16 protein-coding genes are annotated in these 20546 nt (G+C 73.1%); 6 read left to right on the top strand and 10 right to left on the bottom strand.

Features of this window, described 5'->3' with window-relative positions:
- Positions 1-29: 29 nt before the first annotated feature.
- The 7 genes from ACFY8U_RS18750 to ACFY8U_RS18720 all read right to left on the bottom strand — a co-directional run bounded on the left by ACFY8U_RS18750 (position 30) and on the right by ACFY8U_RS18720 (position 10312).
- On the bottom strand, positions 30-443 hold the full coding sequence (locus ACFY8U_RS18750; protein ID WP_389571389.1) for a hypothetical protein: 414 nt from the start codon (positions 441-443) through the stop codon (positions 30-32).
- A gap of 64 nt (positions 444-507) precedes the next feature.
- Positions 508-873, bottom strand: coding sequence for a hypothetical protein (locus ACFY8U_RS18745; RefSeq protein ID WP_389571386.1), 366 nt, complete (start codon positions 871-873; stop codon positions 508-510).
- A gap of 190 nt (positions 874-1063) precedes the next feature.
- Positions 1064-4819 carry an ABC transporter ATP-binding protein gene (locus ACFY8U_RS18740; protein ID WP_389571383.1) on the bottom strand — a complete coding sequence of 1252 codons (3756 nt, stop codon included), beginning with the start codon at positions 4817-4819 and terminating at the stop codon, positions 1064-1066.
- A gap of 104 nt (positions 4820-4923) precedes the next feature.
- On the bottom strand, positions 4924-5250 hold the full coding sequence (locus ACFY8U_RS18735; protein WP_389571380.1) for a lysine transporter LysE: 327 nt from the start codon (positions 5248-5250) through the stop codon (positions 4924-4926).
- Positions 5251-5335: 85 nt separating this feature from the next.
- The gene (locus ACFY8U_RS18730) at positions 5336-7018 is read right to left on the bottom strand and encodes a thiamine pyrophosphate-binding protein (RefSeq protein WP_389571378.1); all 1683 of its coding nucleotides are present in this window, start codon (positions 7016-7018) and stop codon (positions 5336-5338) included.
- A gap of 760 nt (positions 7019-7778) precedes the next feature.
- Positions 7779-8753: an agmatinase gene (gene speB / locus ACFY8U_RS18725; protein ID WP_361439748.1), complete on the bottom strand. Its 975-nt coding sequence runs from the start codon at positions 8751-8753 to the stop codon at positions 7779-7781.
- A gap of 80 nt (positions 8754-8833) precedes the next feature.
- Positions 8834-10312: a sodium:solute symporter gene (locus ACFY8U_RS18720; protein WP_389571375.1), complete on the bottom strand. Its 1479-nt coding sequence runs from the start codon at positions 10310-10312 to the stop codon at positions 8834-8836.
- A 186-nt stretch (positions 10313-10498) separates the two neighbouring features.
- Between ACFY8U_RS18720 and ACFY8U_RS18715 the strand changes: the two genes are divergently transcribed.
- Entirely contained in the window at positions 10499-12118 is a 1620-nt protein-coding gene (locus ACFY8U_RS18715) for a PucR family transcriptional regulator ligand-binding domain-containing protein (protein ID WP_389571372.1), read from the top strand.
- A gap of 168 nt (positions 12119-12286) precedes the next feature.
- Here ACFY8U_RS18715 and ACFY8U_RS18710 read toward each other — a convergent pair whose 3' ends face one another.
- Positions 12287-12892, bottom strand: a complete 606-nt coding sequence (locus tag ACFY8U_RS18710) for a hypothetical protein (RefSeq protein WP_389571369.1) — start codon at positions 12890-12892, stop codon at positions 12287-12289.
- A gap of 163 nt (positions 12893-13055) precedes the next feature.
- On the opposite strand from ACFY8U_RS18710, the gene ACFY8U_RS18705 reads away from it, so the two are divergent.
- The 4 genes from ACFY8U_RS18705 to ACFY8U_RS18690 all read left to right on the top strand — a co-directional run bounded on the left by ACFY8U_RS18705 (position 13056) and on the right by ACFY8U_RS18690 (position 17320).
- Entirely contained in the window at positions 13056-14213 is a 1158-nt protein-coding gene (locus tag ACFY8U_RS18705; protein WP_389571366.1) for a helix-turn-helix domain-containing protein, read from the top strand.
- Between the two features lie 127 nt (positions 14214-14340).
- The gene (locus ACFY8U_RS18700; protein ID WP_329120307.1) at positions 14341-15498 is read left to right on the top strand and encodes an acyl-CoA dehydrogenase family protein; all 1158 of its coding nucleotides are present in this window, start codon (positions 14341-14343) and stop codon (positions 15496-15498) included.
- On the top strand, positions 15499-16359 hold the full coding sequence (tesB, locus tag ACFY8U_RS18695; protein ID WP_389571362.1) for an acyl-CoA thioesterase II: 861 nt from the start codon (positions 15499-15501) through the stop codon (positions 16357-16359). It abuts the gene before it with no gap.
- Between the two features lie 22 nt (positions 16360-16381).
- Positions 16382-17320 (top strand): cation diffusion facilitator family transporter, encoded by a 939-nt coding sequence (locus tag ACFY8U_RS18690; RefSeq protein WP_389571359.1) that lies wholly within the window; start codon positions 16382-16384, stop codon positions 17318-17320.
- A 92-nt stretch (positions 17321-17412) separates the two neighbouring features.
- Here the strand turns inward: ACFY8U_RS18690 and ACFY8U_RS18685 are convergent, their stop codons facing one another.
- Entirely contained in the window at positions 17413-18195 is a 783-nt protein-coding gene (locus tag ACFY8U_RS18685) for a phosphatase (protein ID WP_389571356.1), read from the bottom strand.
- A 62-nt stretch (positions 18196-18257) separates the two neighbouring features.
- Positions 18258-18845 (bottom strand): TetR/AcrR family transcriptional regulator, encoded by a 588-nt coding sequence (locus ACFY8U_RS18680; RefSeq protein ID WP_361439724.1) that lies wholly within the window; start codon positions 18843-18845, stop codon positions 18258-18260.
- A gap of 87 nt (positions 18846-18932) precedes the next feature.
- Here ACFY8U_RS18680 and ACFY8U_RS18675 point away from each other — a divergent pair, with 87 nt between their 5' ends.
- Positions 18933-20540: a carboxyl transferase domain-containing protein gene (locus tag ACFY8U_RS18675; protein ID WP_361606337.1), complete on the top strand. Its 1608-nt coding sequence runs from the start codon at positions 18933-18935 to the stop codon at positions 20538-20540.
- The last annotated feature ends 6 nt before the right edge of the window (positions 20541-20546 follow it).

The following is a 20546-nucleotide window of genomic DNA, read 5'->3' as shown; positions in this document are numbered from 1 at the left end:
GGGTTTCGTCACGGGTCGCGGCCCGGGCCTCAGCAGAGGACCCAGCCCGTCGAGCCGCTCCGTCCGGCGACGGTGCCGGTGGCGCGGACACAGCGGTTCAGGGCGTGGACGGTGACCGGCCCGGCCTGGCGGGTGAACCGGCCGCTGTCGACGACGGGCCGCCCGCCACGTGCCTGGAGGGAGACGGACATCGCGCGGCGCTCGCCGGGGTGCTTGGCGACGGCGAGGGCGCAGACGTACTGCCGGCTCCGGTAGAGACGCAGCTCTCCGGTGGCGAAGGTGACGGTCTTGGTGGCTCTGCCGCTGCAGACCGAGGCGGCCTCGGCGTGCGCGACGCCCGGCCCGGCCAGGGTGAGGGCGCCGGCGGTGAGCAGCACCGCCAGGAGATACCCGAGCAGCCGATTGCCGCGCCCCGCCTCCGTCACACTGATCCCATCGAACATCTGGAGCCCCTCCCGACGTCATGCCGTACATGCGTACGACGCATGGGAGCCCTGCACGGTTGCCTTACTCGAAGGAGGTGACGACCAGCAGCAGGAAGACGGACTCGGCGCCGACCAGGGTCCAGAAGGCGGCCTTGCGGGAGGTGGCGGGCTCGGCGGGCCCGTCCGGGGTGCAGAGGGCGTGGATCCAGGCGACCGCGGTGATCGCGAAGGTGACGAGGTAGAACCAGCCAGGAGTGGAGCCGCAGGGGCTGCCGTAGGCGACGCAGCGGCCGGCGTTCTCCGTGCTCAGGGCGAGGAGTCCGGCGACGACCGTGGCGGGCACCAGCAGGAGCCCGGCCCACAGCGCGCGGGTGCGCAGGCGGCGGGCGGCGGTCGGGGCCTTGGGCGGGACGACGGGGGTGACCCAGCCGGGGTGCTCGTTGAACATGGGCCGATCCAACCCCGCGCGGGGCGGGCGGCGGGAGACGCGATGGTACTCATCCCGCCCGGCTCCCGTACTCAGTCGGGAGCCGCGGGTCCCGGCCACGAGCCGGAACCGATCACCCGCCGTCCCGCCTCGCAGTCAGGAGCCGGGACTCCCGGCCGAGAGCCGGAACCGATCACCCCGCCGTCCCCCCTCACACCGCCGTCGCCGGCTCCTCCTCGCCGATGAAGGCGCGCCAGAGCTGCGCGTACCGGCCGCCCCGTGCGAGCAGTTCGTCGTGCGTGCCGTCCTCCGCGACGCGGCCGTCGGCCATGAGGATCACGCGGTCCGCGCGGGCCGCCGTCGTCAGACGGTGGGCGACGACCAGGGTGGTGCGGCGGCCGGCCAGGCGGTCGGTGGCCTGGTTGACCTGCGCCTCGGTGGCCAGGTCGAGCGCGGCCGTCGCCTCGTCGAGGAGCAGGATGTCCGGGTCGACGAGCTCGGCGCGGGCCAGGGCGATCAGCTGGCGCTGCCCGGCGGAGAGGTTGCGGCCGCGTTCGGCGACCTCGTGGAGGTAGCCGCCGTCCAGGGTCGCGATCATCTCGTGGGCGCCGACCGCGCGGGCCGCCGCCTCGACCTCGGCGTCGGTCGCGCCGGGACGGCCGTACGCGATGGCGTCGCGGACCGTGCCGGCGAAGAGGTACGCCTCCTGCGGGACGACACCGAGCCGGTGACGGTACGCGGTGAGGTCCAGGTCCCTGAGGTCGGTGCCGTCGGCGGTGACCCGGCCGGCGGTCGGGTCGTAGAACCGGGCGACCAGCTTGACCAGGGTGGACTTTCCGGCGCCGGTCTCGCCGACGAAGGCCACGGTCTGCCCGGCGGGGATCCGCAGGTCGACGCCGGTGAGCGCCGCGTCTCCCCCGTCGCCGACGTCGGTGCCGTACGCGAACGACACGTCCTCGAACGCGATCTCACCACGCAGCGACAGCACGTCCAGGGGTGTGGCGGCCTCGGCCGTGGACGTCGGCTCCTGGAGCAGTTCCTGCATGCGCCTCAGCGAGACGGTCGCCTGCTGGTAGCCGTCGAAGACCTGGGAGAGCTGCTGGACGGGCGCGAAGAAGAGGTCGATGTAGAGGAGGTAGGCGACCAGGGCACCGGTGGTGAGGGTGCCGGCCTCGATCCGGTTCGCGCCGACGATCATCACGGCGGCGGCGGCCACGGAGGACAGCAGCGTGACGAAGGGGAAGTAGATCGAGATCAGCCACTGGCCGCGGACGCGGGCCTGCCGGTAGTCGTCGCTGCGGGCGGCGAACCGGGCGGCGCCCGAGCTCTCGCGGCGGAAGGCCTGGACGATACGGAGGCCGGAGACCGACTCCTGGAGGTCGGCGTTGACCACGCTGATCCGGTCCCGAGCCAGCTCGTACGCCTTCACGCTGGAACGGCGGAAGAAGTACGTGGCGACGGCGAGGACCGGGAGCGTCGCGAAGACGACCAGGGCGAGGTGGAGGTCGAGCACGAGCAGCGCGCCCATGATCCCGAAGAAGGTCGTGACGGAGACGAACGCGGTGACGAGACCGGTCTGGAGGAACGTCGACAGCGCGTCCACGTCCGTCGTCATCCGGGTCATGATCCGGCCGGTCAGCTCACGCTCGTAGTAGTCGAGGCCGAGCCGCTGGAGCTGCGCGAAGATCTTCAGGCGCAGGGCGTAGAGGACGCGTTCACCGGTGCGGCCGGTCATCTTGATCTCGGCGGTCTGGGCGAACCACTGCACGACCACGGTCAGCAGGGCGAGCGCGGACGCGGCCCAGACGGCGCCCATGGCGAGCTTGTTCACGCCGTCGTCGATGCCGTGCCGGATCAGGATGGGCAGCAGCAGGCCCATGCCGGCGTCGACGGCGACGAGACCGAGGCTGACGAGGAGCGGGGTGCGGAAGCCCCGCAGCAGCCGGCGCAGTCCGTACGACTCCTCGGGGGTGACGGCGCGCGCCTCGTCGACGTCCGGGGTGTCGGTGGCGGGCGGCAGCGCCTCGACGGCGGCCAGCAGTTCGGGCGTGGCTCCGGGGGCCTGGGACTCCTCGCTGTCGGTCTCCTCGCGCACCCAGAGGGCGGGGGTGATGCCGCGCTCGGCATCGAACTCGGCGTCGAGCTCGGCGCGCAGGGTGTGGTCCTCGGGCACCTCGACGGGCAGCGTGTGGCCGGGCGAGACCCCGCCGAGCTCGTCCGGGTCGGTCAGGAGCCGCCGGTAGAGCGGGGAGCGGCGCTCCAGCTCCTCGTGGGTGCCGATGTCGGAGAGCCGGCCGTCGTCGAGGACGGCGATCCGGTCGGCGAGGCCGAGGGTGGAGCGGCGGTGGGCGATGAGGAGCGTGGTGCGGCCGGCCATCACGGAGGCGAGGGCCTCGTGGATCTCGTGCTCCACGCGCGCGTCGACGGCGGAGGTGGCGTCGTCGAGGAGGAGCAGCCGGGGGTCGGTGAGGATGGCGCGGGCGAGCGCGATGCGCTGGCGCTGGCCGCCGGAGAGGGTGAGTCCGTGCTCGCCGACCTTGGTGGCGTAGCCGTCGGGCAGCTCGGCGATGAAACGGTCCGCCTGGGCGGCGCGCGCGGCGGTCTCGATCTGCTCCTCGGTGGCGTCCGGGCGGCCGAACGCGATGTTGGCGCGGACGGTGTCGGAGAACAGGAAACTGTCCTCGGGGACGAGCCCGATGGCGGCGCGCAGGGAGTCGAGGGTCAGCTCGCGGACGTCGTGGCCGCCGACCAGGACGGCGCCGTGCGACACGTCGTAGAAGCGCGGCAGGAGCAGGGAGACGGTGGACTTGCCGCTGCCGGAGGCACCGACGACGGCGACGGTCTCTCCGGCCCGGATCTCCAAAGAAAAGCCGTCGAGGACGGGCCGGCCCTCTTCGTAGCCGAAGCTCACGTCGTCGAACTCGACGGTCGCCTCCGCGTCCGCGGGCAGCTCCTTCGTGCCGTCCTCGATGACCGGCTCGGTGTCGATGAGCTCCAGGACGCGGTCGACGCCGGCGCGGGCCTGCTGGCCGACGGTGAGGACCATCGCGAGCATGCGGACGGGGCCGATGAGCGAGGCGAGGTAGGCGGAGAAGGCGACGAAGGTGCCGAGGGTGATCTCGCCGCGGGTGGCGAGCCAGCCGCCGAGGGCGAGGACGGCGACCTGGCCGAGGGCCGGGACGGCCTGGAGGGCGGGGGTGTACCGCGAATTCAGCCGGATGGTGCGCAGGCGGCCCGCGAAGAGCTTGCGGCTGGCCTCCCGGATCTTCCCGGTCTCCTGGTCCTCCTGCCCGAAGCCCTTGACGACGCGGACACCGGTCACGGACCCGTCGACGACCCCGGCGACGGCGGCGGCCTGGGCCTGGGCGTACCAGGTGGCGGGGTGCAGGCGGGTGCGGCTGCGCTTGGCGATGAACCAGAGGGCGGGGGCGACGGCGAGGGCGACGAGGGTGAGCGGGAGCGAGAGCCAGGCCATGACGGCCAGGGAGATCAGGAAGAGCAGGATGTTCCCGATCGTCATCGGGAGCATGAAGAGAAGGCCCTGGATGAGCTGGAGGTCGCTCGTGGCCCGTCCGACGACCTGCCCGGTGGACAGCTCGTCCTGCCGCCGCCCGTCGAGCCGGGTGATGGTGCCGTACATCTCGGTACGGAGGTCGTGCTGCACGTCGAGGGCCAGCCGTCCGCCGTAGTAGCGGCGGACGTAGGTGAGGACGTAGACGAGGAGGGCTGCGGCGACGAGGAGGCCGGTCCAGACGCCGAGGGACCGGGTCTTCGCGCCGATGACGTCGTCGATGATCACCTTGGTGATCAGCGGTACGAGCGCGAGGACGGCCATCCCGGCGAGGGAGGAGCCGAGGGCGAGCAGGACGTTGGCCTTGTACCGCCAGGCGTACCCGCCCAGCCTCCGCGCCCAGCCCCGCGCCTCCGGCGCCTGCTGATCCGCCTGCTTCTGCCCCGCCGCGGCCACGTGGTCGCCTCCCGTTCGTCCTGCTCTACCGGAAGGCACCAACGCGGGTGGCGTGGGATTTCATCCCGCCGCAACAAAAGCCGGGACAGGACCGGCCCCTGGTCCTAGGACCAGAAGCCGGTCTCGGCGTAGAGCAGAAGGAAGACGGCGGTCGCGGCGACGGCGGTGGAACCGGCGGAGGTCACAGCGGCGAGACCGCGCCGGCGTCGGGCGACGGCCGGGTCCCGGAACCTCGCCCACGCCCCGTGCGCGACAAGAAGGGCGAGCAGCGCGCCGCCGCCGACGGTCAGCCGCGGGCTGTGGGACCAGCTCCACCATGCCGCGAGGACCAGCCCGGCGAGCAGGGCGGTGGCGAGCAGGGTCAGGACGATCTCGCCGACGGTCTCGATCAGGAACTCACTGACGCCCTTGGCCACGGACCGTACGCGCATGCTGCCTCCCCTTCACCTGCGGCTCGTGTGCGTCGCAGGTGAAGGACTCACGAGGGGCGGGGAGGGTTGCGGTGATGTTCGACGCTCACAGGTGCGTCGGTTCGAACATGCGCAGGAGTGCCGGGAGGACCACCACCGACGGGCCCGGGGTCGCCAGGGCCTTCGTGAGGTCGGCCGTCAGGGACTCCGGGGTCGTACGGACCGCGGGGACGCCGAAGGACTCGGCGAGGGCGACGAAGTCCGGGCGCGCCAGTTCCGTGCCCGTGGCCTCGCCGAAGGCGTCCGTCATGTACTCGCGGAGGATGCCGTAGCCGCCGTCGTCGACGATCAGCCAGGTGACGTTCGAGCCGTACTGCTTCGCCGTCGCCAGCTCCGCGATCGAGTACATCGCGCCGCCGTCGCCCGAGACCGCGAGGACCGGGACGGTCGGGTCGGCCGCCGCCGCGCCGAGGGCGGCCGGGAAGCCGTAGCCGAGGCCGCCGGCGCCCTGCGCGGAGTGCATGGTGTTGGGGCGGCGGGCGTCGAAGGCGGACCAGGCCCAGTAGCCCAGGATCGTCATGTCCCAGAAGCTGGGCGAGTCGTCCGGCAGCGCCTCGCGCACCGAGGCCACGATCCGCTGCTCCAGTCCGAGGTCCTGCGCCGCGATCCGGTCCCGGACCTTGGTGAGGACGGCCTTGACCCGGGCGGGGGCGGTCTCGTCCCGGCGCTCCTCCACGGTCTCGATGAGCGCCTGGAGCGCCAGGCGGGCGTCCGCGTGGATGCCGAGCGCCGGGTGGTTGGACTCCAGCTTCCCCGCGTCCGCCTCGATCTGGATCACCCGGCCGCGCGGGGCGAACGTGTGGTAGTTGGACGACAGCTCGCCGAGCCCGGAGCCGACGACCAGCAGGACGTCGGCGTCCTCCAGGAAGTCGGTGGTGTGCCGGTCCTCCAGCCAGGACTGGAGCGACAGCGGGTGCTCCCAGGGGAAGGCGCCCTTGCCGCCGAAGGTGGTGACCACGGGCGCGTCGATCCGCTCGGCGAGCGCGCGCAGCTTGCCGGAGGCGTCGGAGCGGACGACTCCGCCGCCCGCGATGATCGCGGGGCGCTCGGCGTGGGCCAGGAGGTGGGCGGCCACCGCCGTCAGCTCGGGGCGCGGGGCGATCTCCTCGGGCGTCGCGTCCATCGCCGTGACGACCGGCAGGGTCGTCGCGGCGAGCAGCACGTCCTGCGGGATCTCCACCCAGACGGGGCCGTGCGGGGCGGTCAGCGCCGACTCCCAGGCCGCGGCGATGGCGGACGGGATCTGGGACTGGGTACGGACCGTGTGGACGGACTTCACGATGTCCCGGAAGGACGCCTGCTGGTCGCGGAGCTCGTGCAGGTAGCCGTGCCGTCCGCCGCCGAGACCCGCCACGGGGATCTGGCTGCCGATCGCGAGGACGGGGGCGGAGGCGGCCGCCGCCTCCTGGAGCGCGGCGAGCGACATCAGCGCGCCGGGGCCGGTGGAGAGCAGCAGCGGGGCCGCCTCGCCGGTCATCCGGCCGTACGCGTCGGCCGCGAAGCCCGCGTTGTTCTCGACGCGCAGGCCGACGTAGCGGAGGTCGGACCGGCGAAGGGCGTCGAACATGCCGAGCGCGTGCTGGCCGGGGAGCCCGAAGACGGTGGTGGCGCCGAGGCCGGAGAGGGTCTCGACGACGAGGTCGCCGCCGTTCCGCCCGGCGGGCGGGTTGAGCGCGGCGGCGGTCTGCGCAGCCGTCGGACGGAGCACCAGGTCGTGGTCGTGGGTCATGAACGGTCCCCAGGGTGGCGTGGTCGGTCGGGTGCGGCGGATGGTGGGAGGGACGGCAGGGCGGTCCGGCCGGAGGTACGGCCCGGAGCCACGGGTGCGCCCGCGAGGACGACGGTACGGCCTCGGCAGCGACCGGGCCGGGGGCGGGGAGCCCGCCCGGGCCGGAGGCCGGGCCCGGGGCGGGCAGCCGGCCACGGGCCGGAGACCGGGTCCCGAGCCGGGAGCCGGACAACCTCACCGGGAGGTGGCCCAGGGGCGGGGAGCCCACTGCGGTCCCGAGGCCGGGTCACGGGCGGGTGAGCCCCCCGGCTCCCCGGGAGCCCGCCGCCGGGCCGGGAGCCCGGGGCCCGGGCGGATGCCCGGGGTTGGGCGGCTGCCCGGGGTTGGGCGGATGCCCGGGGTTGGGCGGATGCCCGGGGTTGGGCGGATGCCCGGGGTTGGGCGGATGCCCGGGGCCCGAGCCGGATACCCGGGGCCCAGGCGGATACCCGGCCCGGGCGGATAGCCGAGACCCGAGCCGGATACCCGAGTCCCGGGCGGATACCCGGATCCCGGGCCGGGAGCCCGGCGCCCGGGGCCCGGGCCGATGCCCGGCGTCCGGGCAGACACCCGAGGCCCGGGCGGATGCCCGCCCGCCTCCCGGGAGGTCGCTCCCGGGGAGGCGCCGCTCCCCCGGGCCCGGGCCCGGAGCGCGTTGCCGGTCGCCCCGGCCGTCCTGGGGCGGCCACGGGTGGCCGCATCCCCGACGGGCGCGTCCCCGCTACTGCGCCGCGCGGCTCTCCGCGATCTGGCGGGACATGATCGTCGTCAGTTCGTACGCCGTGTGCGACGCGGCGACCGCCGTGATCTCCGCGTGGTCGTAGGCCGGGGCGACCTCGACGACGTCCGCCGACACCAGGTTGCAGGAGGACAGGCCGCGCAGGATCTCAAGGAGCTCGCGGGAGGTCATGCCGCCCGCCTCCGGGGTGCCGGTGCCGGGCGCGTGGGCCGGGTCGAGGCAGTCGATGTCGATGGAGATGTACAGCGGGCGGTCACCGATGCGCTGGCGCAGCTGGTCGGCGACCTCGTCGGCGCCGCGGCGGTAGATGTCCGACGAGGTGACGATGCCGAAGCCCATCTTCTCGTCGTCGGTGAGGTCCTGCTTGCCGTACAGCGGGCCGCGCGTGCCGACGTGCGACAGGGCGGAGGTGTCGAGGATGCCCTCCTCGACGGCGCGGCGGAACGGCGTGCCGTGGGTGTACTCGGCGCCGAAGTACGTGTCCCACGTGTCGAGGTGCGCGTCGAAGTGGAGCAGCGCGACGGGGCCGTGCTTCTTGGCGACGGAGCGCAGCAGCGGCAGCGCGATGGTGTGGTCGCCGCCGAGGGTCATCATGCGGGCGCCGGTGGAGAGCAGGTCGTCGGCCGCGGCCTCGATCGTCTCGACGGCCTCGTTGATGTTGAACGGGTTGGCGGCGATGTCACCGGCGTCGGCGACCTGGGCCAGGGCGAACGGCGAGGCGTCCTGCGCCGGGTTGTACGGGCGCAGGAGGCGGGAGGCCTCGCGGATGGCGTTGCCGCCGAAGCGGGCGCCGGGGCGGTAGGAGACCCCGCTGTCGAAGGGGACGCCGACCACGGCGATGTCGGCGGTGCCGACCTCGTCGAGTCGCGGCAGCCGGGCGAACGTCGCGGGACCGGCGTACCGCGGGATGCGGGACGAGTCGGTCGGGCCGCGGAAGGCGTTCTGGTCGCTGCTCATGGTCGGGTCCTCCTGGGGGGTGTATCGGTGGGTTCCGGCCGGGGGCCTGGTGGGCCCCCGACCGGGTGTCTGCGGTGCGGTCAGCCGGTCGCGGCGGCCGGCACGGTCTCCGGCGTCCCGTCGGCCTCGGCCGCCTCCTGGCCCGCCAGCCGGGCACGCCAGTTGGCGAGCACGGCGGCGTCCGTCGGGCGGGTCGCCAGGGAAACGATCACATATGCGGCGAGCGAGGCCAACAAACCATAATAAACAGGCTCATTCGCCAAGATTCCGTAAGCCCACATCAGGCCGATGACGGACAGGCCGCCGACGGTGACCGCGGCCAGGGCTCCCTGCACGGTGCCGCGGCGCCACAGCAGGCCGCCGAGGATCGGCACGAGCAGGCCGCCGACCAGCAGGTTGTAGGCGACGGTCAGCGCCTGGACGACGTCGTTCAGGGCGATCGCGATGGCGATGGTGGCGATGCCCATGAGGAGGATGAAGAGGCGGTTGCCCTTCACCTCGTCGTGGTCCTCGCCGCCGCCTCCGGCGGTCAGCCCGCGCAGCCTCGACCAGATGTCGTTGTTGGCGACGGTGGCGCAGGCGATCAGCGCGCCGGACGAGGTGGACATGACGGCGGCGAGCGCGGCGGCGAGGACCAGGCCCCGCACACCCATGGGCAGCTCGTCCTTGACGATGGTCGCGAAGGCGTCGTCGGCGCTGGGCAGGTTCGGGTAGAGCACCTTGGCCGCGGTGCCGATGACGGCGCCGGCGAGGGCGTAGACCAGGCAGTACGTACCGGCCACCGTGCCGCCCCACTTGGCGACCTTGTCGGTCCTGGCGGTGAACACGCGCTGCCAGATGTCCTGGCCGATGAGCATGCCGAAGGTGTAGATCAGCACGTACGTGAAGATCGTCTCGCCGCCGATGCCGAGCGGCGCGAAGTACTCGGTGGGCAGCTGGGCCTTCATCTCGGCGAAGCCGCCGGCCTTGATCACGGCGATGGGCAGCAGCAGGATCAGCACGCCGATGGTCTTCACCACGAACTGCACCATGTCGGTGAGGGTGATGGACCACATGCCGCCGAGCGTCGAGTACGCGACGACGATGGCGCCGCCCAGGACGATCGCGACCGTGCGGGGCATGTCGAAGAGGACGTCGAAGATCGTGGCGTACGCGATGGTCGAGGTGACCGCGAGCATCAGCGTGTACGCCCACATGACCACGCCCGAGATGACGCCGGCCTTGCCGCCGTAGCGCAGGTCGAGCATCTCGGAGACCGTGTAGACCTTCAGCCGGGCGATGCGCGCGGAGAAGAAGACGGAGAGGGCGAGGAGTCCGAGGCCGATGGTGAAGACCATCCAGGCGCCGGAGAGGCCGTACTTGTAGCCGAGACCCACGCCGCCGATGGTGGAGGCGCCGCCGAGGACGATGGCGGCCATGGTGCCGGAGTACATCCAGGGACCGAGACGGCGGCCGGCCACCAGGAACTCGCTCTTGGACTTGGCGCGGCGCATGCCCCACCAGCCCATCGCGAGCATGCCGGCCAAGTACAGGACGATCACTGTGTAGTCGACGGCCATGGGGCCCTCCCTCGTTCACTTCGGTGGCGTGTCGTGCGGGTGGAGTGACTCCAGTGACTGATCGCGAGGACATCCGCCCGTACCCGCGGCCGCTGGATGGCACGAGGTTAGGTGGCCGGAAAGCGACGATGAAGCGTAAGTTTCATCCACTGTTAACCCGGTGCAATGTACGAAAGGTCCATAGCGATGGCCGTACAGGAACCCACGCCGACGCCGCCGGCACCACCCGTCTCCCTGGCCGCTCTGCTGAGCCGCCGGGACCTCGGGCTCCGGCTGCTCGCGGGGCCGCCCGACGCGGCGGTGCACTGGGTGCACACCTCCGAGATGGCCGACCCGTATCCGTATCTGCTCGGCGGCGAGCTGCTGATGACGGCGGGCGTGCAGCTCCCGGACCCGGCGCACTATGTCGAGCGGGTGGTGGCGGCGGGCGCGGCGGCGCTCGGGTTCGGCGTCGCGCCGGTGTACGACACGGTGCCCGCGGCGCTCGTCGCCGCGTGCGAGCGGCACGGGCTGCCGCTGGTCGAGGTACCGCCGCACACACCGTTCACGGCGGTGGCCCGGGCGGTCTGGCGGCTGATGGCGGAGGCCCGCCACCGGGAGCTGCGGCGGGTGACCGAGGCCCAGCAGTCACTGGCGGTGGCGGCGGCCCGGCCGGCGCCGGTCCCGGCGGTCCTCGGTGCGCTCGCCTCCCGGCTCGGCGGGCACGCGGTGCTCTACGCGGCGGACGGCACGCCGTACGCGGCGGCGGGCCGCGAGCTGCCGGACGAGGTCTCCCGGGCGCTCGTCGACCTGGCGGGCGTGGTGGGCCCCCGGCCCGGTGGCCCGGCCTCCGCGAGCGGTGAGGGCGAGGGGCTGCGCCTGGCCGCGTACGCGCTCGGCGGCGGCGACGGACTGGCCCTCGGGGTCGCGACGGAGAGCCGGGAGCCCGGGGACCACACGATCGCGGGCGTCGCCGTCGTCCTGCTCTCCCTGCTGACCGCCCCGCACCGGGGCGCCGACGTCTCGGCCCGGGACACCGCCCTGGTCCGCCTCCTCCTCGGCACCCCGCCGGAGGAGGCCGCACGGGCCCTCGGCCCGGGCCCCTGGACGGTGGTCCACGCCCGCGGCGGCGACGGCACGCCGTTCGCGGCGCCGAGCCTGGCGGCGGCCCTGGGCACAGCCCTGCTGGACACGGGCGGTGCGCCGGGCCTGGACACGGGCGGGGCGGAGCCGGACGGGCCGGCCGGTACGACGGCGGGCGCCGGCACGGGCGCCACGACGGCGGGCGGGACGGCGGACCGGGCGGCCGGTACGACGGCGGACCCGGGCGCGGGCGCTGCGGCGGCCGACCGTGCGGCGCGGGCGGGCGGCGCGGAGCCGGACGGCACCCCCGTGGCCGTCCGGCTCCTGCTGCCCGCCTCCTCGCCCGTCACCGCCCAGCCCGGCTGGACCCTCGGCGTCAGCTCCCCCGTCGAGGCCCGCGACCTCGCCTCGGGCGACGCGCAGGCCGGGCGGGCGCTGCGCAGGGCCGAGGCCGGCCGCTCCGATCTCGTACGCCACCGTCCCGCCGGGTTCGGCGGCCTCATGGACGAGGCGGAGGCCGCCGCGTACGCCCGGACCCTGCTCGCTCCGATCGGCGAGCCGCTGACCGAGACGCTCCGGACCTGGCTCTCCCTGCACGGCAGCTGGGACCGGACGGCGGTGGCCCTGAAGGTCCACCGCAACACCGTCCGCCAGCGGATCGCCCGCTGCGCGGCGCTCCTCGACCAGGACCTGGACGACCCGGATGTACGGATGGAGCTGTGGTTCGCGCTGCGTGTTCCGTGACCCGACCTGGTGCACGGTTTCCGTGCACGCGATGTCGCCGCGAGTCCCTGGGCGAGCGCGCTGAGCGGATCCCGTCCCGAGCCGCCCGGCAGGGCACGGCAGCGGCGCGCCCCAGGTTCGGGTCGCGCCGCTGCGGAGCTGTGGTGAGCCCTTGGGAGAACCCCCGGATCAGTGGAGCTTGTTGACGGCGGTCTTCGTCGTCGTGCGGAAGGCGGTCAGCGGGGCGTCCTTGAGGTCGCCCATCTGGCCCCAGCGGACGTAGGTGACGGTCCGGCCGTCGCGGCCCACCGAGAAGAGGTGGATGTCGGTGATGCCGATCTGCGGGTCCGCGGTGTCCAGGCTGTAGACCCAGGCGCCCTCCTCGACGGCGAGCTTGCCGTGGTACGCGCTGACGGCGTTCAGGCCCGGGTTCTGCTGCTCCAGCAGGGCCCCGCAGCCGGCGAGGGACTTGCGGAGGGTGTCGACGAGCTTCACGGCGTCGGCCTCGGTGCGGGCGACGGTGGTGATCTGGACGCCGTTGGTGTCGAGCTCGGTGTTGAACTCGCGGTAGCGGGTGTTCTGCGCCGGGATCTTGTACGGGGCGCAGAGGGCGCCGCCGTTCTCCGGGACGCCGGTGAAGACCTGGGTGGCGGTCCACGGCGTCGACGACGGCGGCATCTGGGAGGCGGCGAGGAAGGCGGGCTGGGCAGCGGCCTGCGCCGGGGCCGTGGCGAGGGCCGCGAGGCCCAGGGCCGCAGCGGCGGCGGTGGCGAGTGCGGTACGGAGCTTGTGCATGGTGGTGGATCCCCCGTCGGGTGGTTCGGTCAGTGCTCGACCAGCGTCGGGGCGGCGCCCGCCGACCGCAACGGTGACGCGCCCACCATCCGTCCCGGAACCATTCCACCCCCGCTGACGTGCAAGGACGTGAAGGGTGGGACGCAGGGTCGAGGGGGATGGAATGCCGAAGAACGCCGCCGTCGAGGAGTTCGCGCGGCTCGTGCGCGCGCTGAAGGCGCGGGACGGGAGGAGTTACGAGGCGCTGGGCCGGCGCCTGAGCGTCAGCGCGTCCACCCTCCACCGCTACTGCTCCGGCGCGACCGTCCCGGAGGAGTTCGCCGTGGTCGACCGTTTCGCCCTGCTGTGCGGGGCGGACGAGGAGGAGCGGCGGGCCCTGGAGGGGGCCTGGATCCGCGCGGACGGCGCCCGCCGCCCTCCGGCACCGGAACCCGGCCCGGCGCCCGAGCCCGGCCTGGCGCCCGAGCCCGGCCCTGAGCCGGCTCCGGAGCCCGCGCCGGCCCCGGAGGCGGTGCCCGAGCCCGAGCCGGAACCCGTGCACGCGCGGGTGCCTCGCCTCCCGTCCGAGCGGCGGAGGCTCCGGTGGCGGTGGATGGGCGTGGTCGTCGCGGCGCTGACGGTCGTGGGGACGGTGACGCTCGGAGCCGTACTCCTGCCCGGGAAGACCCGGGAGCGGGCCGTTGAACCACCGGCGCCGCTGACGTGGACGGTCGCCTCGCACATCTGGAAGAACGGGTGCGGGCACACCTACCTCGTGGAGCGGACGCCCCCTCCCCCGCCGGAGGCGGCCGACGCGCGGAGCTGGGCGGCGGCGCAGGGGGCCGTGGACGGCGGGGAGACGCTGGTGCGGGTGTCGGTGCAGGGGAAGGGCGCGGCGGCGGTGGTGCTTCAGGCGCTGCACGTGCGAGTGGTGGAGCGGGGCGCGCCGCTGCCGTGGGCGGCGTACCGGATGGACGACGGGTGCGGCGGGGCGGTGACGCCGCGCCGTTTCGAGGTGGACCTGGACCGGCCGCGACCGGTAGCGCGGGCGCTGGACGGGTACGACGCCTCCGGGGAGGAGGGCCGGACGATCCCCGCGGTCTCGTTCCCGTACGCCGTCACCGCGTCCTCCCCCGAGGAGCTGCTGGTGACCGCTCGGACCGCGGACTGCGACTGCGGCTGGTACCTGGAGCTGGAGTGGAGCAGCGAGGGCCGGTCCGGCACGGTCCGGATCACCGACGACGGCCGGCCGTTCCGTACGAGCGGCATCAAGGGGAGTGCGGTGTACGCGTACGACTCCCTCGGCCGTCGCTGGATCCCCGGTGCGACGCCCGGCTCCTGAGTGGACGTGATGTGGGCAACCCTGGGGCCCTCAGATCTGGACAGCGGCGCGAACCGATGGGTAACTTGACTGAGCAAGCGCTTAGGCATAGTGCGTCAGGTACGCAGGACTCCGAAGGAGGCGGCTCGTGCGCCGTACGGTATTCAACGAGGACCACGAGGCGTTCCGGGAGACCATCCGGGCCTTCATCGAGGCCGAGGTCGTCCCCGTCTACGACGAGTGGTTCGCCGCGGGCCAGGCGCCGCGCGAGTTCTACGGCAAGCTCGGTGAGCTGGGCATCTTCGGCATCAACGTCCCCGAGGAGTTCGGCGGCGCGGGCCTGGACACCCACAAGTTCGAGGCCGTCCTCTACGAGGAGACCTCCCGCGCGGGCGTCCAGTTCGGCGGCTCCGGCGTGCACGTGCTGCTCGCCCTGCCCTACATCAAGATGCTCGCCACCGACGAGCAGAAGAAGCGTTACCTCCCGAACTTCGTCTCCGGCGACGAGATGTGGGCGCTGGCGATGACCGAGCCGGGCACCGGCTCCGACGTCGCGGGCATGAAGACCACCGCCAAGCTCTCCGAGGACGGCACGCACTACGTCCTCAACGGTGCCAAGACCTTCATCACCGGCGGCGTCCACGCCGACCGCGTGATCGTCTGCGCCCGTACGTCCGCCCCGACGGCCGAGGACCGCCGCCACGGCATCTCCCTCTTCGCCGTGGACACCAAGTCCGAGGGCTACTCCATCGGCCGCAAGCTGGACAAGCTCGGCCTGCGCACCTCCGACACCGCCGAGCTGGCGTTCGTCGACGTGAAGGTGCCGGTCGAGGACCTGCTCGGCGAGGAGAACAAGGGCTTCTACTACCTCGGCCACAACCTCGCCTCGGAGCGCTGGGGCATCGCCTTCGGCGCCTACGCGCAGGCCAAGGCCGCCGTCCGCTTCGCCCAGCAGTACGTGCAGGAGCGCACGGTCTTCGGCAAGCCGGTCGCGCACTTCCAGAACACCAAGTTCGAGCTGGCCGCCTGCCAGGCCGAGGTGGACGCCGCCGAGGCGGTCGCCGACCGCGCCCTGGAGGCCCTGGACGCGGGCGAGCTGACCCCGGCCGAGGCCGCGAGCGCGAAGCTCTTCTGCACCGAGGTCGCGCACCGCGTGATCGACCGCTGCCTCCAGCTGCACGGTGGCTACGGCTACATGAACGAGTACCCGATCGCGCGCCTGTACGCCGACAACCGCGTCAACCGCATCTACGGCGGCACCAGCGAGATCATGAAGTCGATCATCGCCAAGTCGATGGGTCTGTAAGTGCCCGAGGCTCTCGACGCCCTGCTCGATCTGCTCGACCTGGAGCAGATCGAGCAGAACCTCTTCCGGGGACAGTCCCGTTCCGCCGTGGTCCCCCGTGTCTTCGGCGGCCAGGTGGCCGCCCAGGCGCTGGTGGCGGCGGGGCGGACCGTCCCGGAGGACCGTCTCGCCCACTCCCTGCACGCGTACTTCCTGCGCGCGGGGGACCCGGGCGCGCCGATCGTGTACACCGTGGACCGGATCCGCGACGGCCGGTCCTTCACCACCCGCCGGGTCGTCGCCGTCCAGCACGGGCGGCCGATCTTCCACCTCTCCGCGTCCTTCCAGACGTACGAGGAGGGGCTGGAGCACCAGTACGAGATGCCGGCCGCGCCGGACCCGGAGTCCCTGCCGACGGCGGCCGAGATGCTGCCCCGGCACCTTCCGGCGGACGTGGCCGCGCGCCTGGTCGAGGCGCGGGCGGCGGTGGATCTGCGCTACGCCGACACCCCGCCGTGGGGCTCCGTCGGGGAGCCGCGCGAGCCGCGCTCGCAGGTCTGGTTCCGTACGAACGGCAAGCTGGCCGACGACCCGCTGCTGCACGTCTGTCTGGCGACCTACGTCTCCGACATGACGCTGCTCGACTCGGTGCTGCTCGCCCACGGGCGGGGCGGCTGGGCGGTCGGGGACGTCGTCGGGGCCTCGCTGGACCACGCGATGTGGTTCCACCGGCCGTTCCGGGCGGACGAATGGCTGCTGTACGACCAGGAGTCGCCGTCCGCGTCGGGCGGGCGCGGCCTGGGCCAGGCGCGGATCTACACGCAGGACGGGCGGCTGGCGATCTCCGTCATCCAGGAGGGTGTCGTTCGCATCCCGCGCTGATGATCGGACATACCGTCCGAACATGGCGCGGAACAGCTCGCAGAGCGGCGAGAGCACCTTCACGGTGATCGTGGCGGCGGTGGCGAACCTCGGGATCGCCGCCGCCAAAGCCGTCGCCGGGGTCGTCAGCGGATCGAGCGCGATGCTCTCCGAAGCGGCCCACTCGGTCGCCGACACCGTCACCGAGGTCATGCTGCTCACCGCGCTCAGACGCAGCGAGAAGCCGGCCGACGAGGACCATCCGCTCGGGTACGCGGGCGAACGCTACGTCTGGGCGCTGCTCGCCGCCGTCGCCACGTTCGTCGGCGGCGCGGTCTTCTCGGTCTACGACGGCATCCACACGCTCGTGTACGGCGAGGAGGTGGGCGACCCGCTCGTCTCGTACATCGTGCTCGGCGTCGCCTTCGTCCTGGAGAGCTTCTCCCTGCGGACCGCGGTCCGCCAGGTCAAGGGCGAGGCGCGGCGGAAGAGCGCGCCCTTCGGCCGCTATCTGCGGCACACGCCCGACACCACGGTCAAGGCCGTCGTGATGGAGGACTCGGCAGCCCTGGCCGGGCTGCTGCTCGCGGCGGGCGGCCTGCTCGGCGTGGAGATCACCGGCGACAGCGTCTGGGACGGCGTCGCCTCGATCCTCATCGGCGCGCTGCTCGTGTACGTGGCCTGGGTGCTCGGCCGGTCCAACGCGGAGCTGCTGATCGGCCGCCCGGTGCCGCGGCGGGTGCGGGAGGAGATCCGCGAGGAGCTGCTGACCGTGCCGCACATCATCGCCGTGCTCGACCTGACGACCCTGATCCAGGGTCCGGAGGAGGTCCTGGTCGCGGCGAAGATCGACTTCCGTGACGTGTCCTCGGCCGAGCAGATCGAATGGGCCTGCGAGGAGGCCGAACAGCAGCTACGGGAACGCTTCCCGGCGGTCCGCCGGGTCTACCTGGACCCGACACCGGCCCGCCGCCGCCCGTGACCGGCCGTGCCCACCCTCCCCCAGAGCCGCCTCTGGGGGTGCCCCCCAGCCCTGCGGAACGAATGCCCACGACCCGGGGGATGCCGGGAGCGTCAGCCCCCCAGGCCCGCCGCGTCGAGGAGGTAGTCGGTGAGCGGCTCGTAGTACCGGGGGTCGAGGACGTGGTCGTCGAGCGGGATCGTGACCTGCATCGTGCCCTCGGCCTCGCCGATGAAGAGGGCTGGGTCGTTGCAGTCGGCGTAGCCGACGGAGTCGATCCCTCGCTGACCGGCCCGCCCGGCCCAGCCGTGGTCGGCGACGACCAGGTCGGGCCGCTGCTCGCCCAGGGCCTCCAGGCCGTCGAGGATCGCGTTCATGGGTTCCGGCGAGTGGGTGTGCCAGAGGCTGGCGCCCCGCTCGAAGACGGCGACGTCGGCGAACTGGACGACGTACCCCTCGTCGGCGGTGAGCCCGCCCGGGATCCGTACGATGTCGCAGCCCTTCGCCCGCAGCGCGGCGGCGACCCGGCTGTGGGCGTCGATCAGCGCGCCCGGGTGACCGGTCGCGAAGAGCACCCGCTCCTGGGCGGCGGCGGCCTTGCGCAGGCGGGCGGCCGCCCGGTCGAGGGCGTCGACGGTCAGCTCGGGGTCGATGGTGTCCTGCCCGGTGCGGTGGGCGGGGTCGTCGTTCACCCCGCACCGCTCGGCCATCACGGCGAGGACGTCCTGCTCGTCCGTCCACCGGTCGCCGAGCTCCAGACCGAGCCAGTAGTGCCGGTCGCCGTTGGCGAGCTTGCGGTAGTGGGAGAGGTTGTTGTCGCGCGGGGTGGCGACATCGCCCGCGATCCGGGTCCGTACGAGGTGCTCGACAAGGGCGGGGCGACTGAGTATCGGCATGGGCCTCATTCTGCCGGGCCGCCGCGGCCCCGGCGGCCCGATTCCACCCCGTGGACCGGTGGCTACGCTTCCGCGAGCGCCCCGAACGCCCCGTGCGCCAGGCGCCTGAGCAGCTCCTCCATCGACTGGCGGCCGAGCGCCGCGAGGTGCGGGGTCGAGTTCAGAAGCCCGAAGACGGCGTGGACCGCCGCCCGCGCCTCCGACTCCCCGGCCGCCGGATACAGCTCCCGTACGACCGCGACCCACAGCTCCACGTACTGCCGCTGGAGCTGCCGCACCCGCTTGCGGTCCTCGTCCTTGAGCCGGTCCAGCTCCCGGTCGTGCAGGGTGATCAGGGGCCGGTCGTCGAGCGCGAAGTCGATGTGTCCGTCGATGAGCGCGCGCAGCAGCGCCCGCGGGTCGCCGGCGGCGTCGCCGACGCGCAGCCGCCCGCCGTCCAGGAGCCGCTCGCTGATCCCGACGAGCAGCTCGGCGAGCATCGCGTCCTTGCCCGGGAAGTGCCGGTAGAGCCCGGGACCGCTGATGCCGACGGCGGCTCCTATCTCGTCGACGCCCACTCCGTGGAAGCCGCGCTCGGCGAAGAGGCGAGCGGCCTCCTTGAGGATCTGCTCGCGTCGCGTGGGGGCGTCGGTCCTGGCGGTGGTGGTCATGGAAGCGATTCTAGACAACCGGGTTAGCGGTCGTTAACCTGAACGACATACGTTAACGCTCATTAACCGAGCAAGGGAGCTCGAGAGATGCAGCAGGCACCTGTGCTGACGAGCGCGGCGGACCCCGCGTCGCCGGCCTGGCAGGCCAATGAGGCCGCTCACCACGAGCTCTCGGCCACTCTGCGCGCCAAGCTCGCCGCGGTGGCGCTCGGCGGTGGCGAGAAGGCGCGCGCACGGCACACCGCGCGCGGCAAGCTGCTGCCGCGGGACCGCGTGGACACCCTCCTCGACCCGGGTTCGCCCTTCCTCGAGCTGGCCCCGCTGGCCGCGAACGGGATGTACGGCGACGCGGCGCCGGCCGCCGGAGTCATCGCGGGCATCGGGCGGGTCTCGGGCCGCGAGTGCGTGATCGTCGCCAACGACGCCACCGTCAAGGGCGGCACGTACTACCCGATGACGGTGAAGAAGCACCTGAGGGCCCAGGAGGTGGCACTGGAGAATCGTCTCCCCTGCCTCTACCTGGTGGATTCGGGCGGCGCGTTCCTGCCCATGCAGGACGAGGTCTTCCCCGACCGCGAGCACTTCGGCCGGATCTTCTACAACCAGGCCCGGATGTCCGGCGCCGGCATCCCGCAGATCGCGGCGGTCCTCGGCTCCTGCACGGCCGGTGGCGCCTACGTCCCGGCGATGAGCGACGAGGCCGTGATCGTACGGAACCAGGGAACGATCTTCCTCGGCGGTCCGCCGCTGGTGAAGGCCGCGACCGGAGAGGTCGTCACGGCGGAGGAGCTGGGCGGCGGCGAGGTCCACTCCCGTACGTCCGGAGTCACCGACCACCTCGCGGAGGACGACGCCCACGCGCTGCGCATCGTCCGGAACATCGTCGCGACCCTGCCCGCGCGGGGCGAGCTGCCCTGGTCGGTCGAGCCGGTCGAGGAGCCGAAGGTGGACCCGGCGGGGCTCTACGGCGCGGTGCCGGTCGACTCCCGCACCCCGTACGACGTCCGCGAGGTCATCGCCCGGATCGTGGACGCCTCACGCTTCCAGGAGTTCAAGGCCGAGTACGGGCAGACGCTGGTCACCGGCTTCGCCCGGATCCACGGTCACCCGGTCGGGATCGTCGCCAACAACGGCATCCTCTTCTCCGAGTCCGCCCAGAAGGGCGCGCACTTCATCGAGCTGTGCGACCAGCGCGGCATCCCGCTGCTCTTCCTCCAGAACATCTCCGGCTTCATGGTCGGCAAGGACTACGAGGCGGGCGGCATCGCCAAGCACGGCGCCAAGATGGTGACGGCCGTGGCCTGCACGCGCGTGCCGAAGCTGACCGTGGTCGTCGGCGGCTCGTACGGCGCGGGCAACTACTCGATGTGCGGCCGGGCGTACTCGCCGCGCTTCCTGTGGATGTGGCCGAACGCCAAGATCTCGGTCATGGGCGGCGAGCAGGCGGCGTCCGTCCTCGCGACGGTCAAGCGCGACCAGCTCGGCGACGAATGGAGCGCGGAGGACGAGGAGGCCTTCAAGGCCCCGATCCGCGCGCAGTACGAGACCCAGGGCAACGCCTACTACGCGTCGGCTCGGCTCTGGGACGACGGGGTCATCGACCCGATGGAGACCCGCCAGGTGGTGGGCCTCGCCCTGACGGCCTGTGCCAACGCGCCCCTGGGTGACCCCCAGTTCGGCGTCTTCCGGATGTGAGGGAGT

Source organism: Streptomyces sp. NPDC012508, assembly GCF_042902595.1.
GTDB lineage: Bacteria > Actinomycetota > Actinomycetes > Streptomycetales > Streptomycetaceae > Streptomyces.
Note: the sequence above shows the minus strand (reverse complement) of the source record. Positions and strands in the feature narration are given on the sequence as shown.

Excerpts from the sequence above, each read along its gene's own strand:
- ACFY8U_RS18750 (WP_389571389.1), bottom strand. The coding sequence starts at position 443 with ATGTTCGATGGGATCAGTGTGACGGAGGCGGGGCGCGGCAATCGGCTG.
- ACFY8U_RS18745 (WP_389571386.1), bottom strand. The coding sequence starts at position 873 with ATGTTCAACGAGCACCCCGGCTGGGTCACCCCCGTCGTCCCGCCCAAG.
- ACFY8U_RS18735 (WP_389571380.1), bottom strand. The coding sequence starts at position 5,250 with ATGCGCGTACGGTCCGTGGCCAAGGGCGTCAGTGAGTTCCTGATCGAG.
- ACFY8U_RS18730 (WP_389571378.1), bottom strand. The coding sequence starts at position 7,018 with ATGACCCACGACCACGACCTGGTGCTCCGTCCGACGGCTGCGCAGACC.
- speB (WP_361439748.1), bottom strand. The coding sequence starts at position 8,753 with ATGAGCAGCGACCAGAACGCCTTCCGCGGCCCGACCGACTCGTCCCGC.
- ACFY8U_RS18720 (WP_389571375.1), bottom strand. The coding sequence starts at position 10,312 with ATGGCCGTCGACTACACAGTGATCGTCCTGTACTTGGCCGGCATGCTC.
- ACFY8U_RS18715 (WP_389571372.1), top strand. The coding sequence starts at position 10,499 with ATGGCCGTACAGGAACCCACGCCGACGCCGCCGGCACCACCCGTCTCC.
- ACFY8U_RS18710 (WP_389571369.1), bottom strand. The coding sequence starts at position 12,892 with ATGCACAAGCTCCGTACCGCACTCGCCACCGCCGCCGCTGCGGCCCTG.
- ACFY8U_RS18705 (WP_389571366.1), top strand. The coding sequence starts at position 13,056 with ATGCCGAAGAACGCCGCCGTCGAGGAGTTCGCGCGGCTCGTGCGCGCG.
- ACFY8U_RS18690 (WP_389571359.1), top strand. The coding sequence starts at position 16,382 with ATGGCGCGGAACAGCTCGCAGAGCGGCGAGAGCACCTTCACGGTGATC.
- ACFY8U_RS18685 (WP_389571356.1), bottom strand. The coding sequence starts at position 18,195 with ATGCCGATACTCAGTCGCCCCGCCCTTGTCGAGCACCTCGTACGGACC.
- ACFY8U_RS18680 (WP_361439724.1), bottom strand. The coding sequence starts at position 18,845 with ATGACCACCACCGCCAGGACCGACGCCCCCACGCGACGCGAGCAGATC.
- ACFY8U_RS18675 (WP_361606337.1), top strand. The coding sequence starts at position 18,933 with ATGCAGCAGGCACCTGTGCTGACGAGCGCGGCGGACCCCGCGTCGCCG.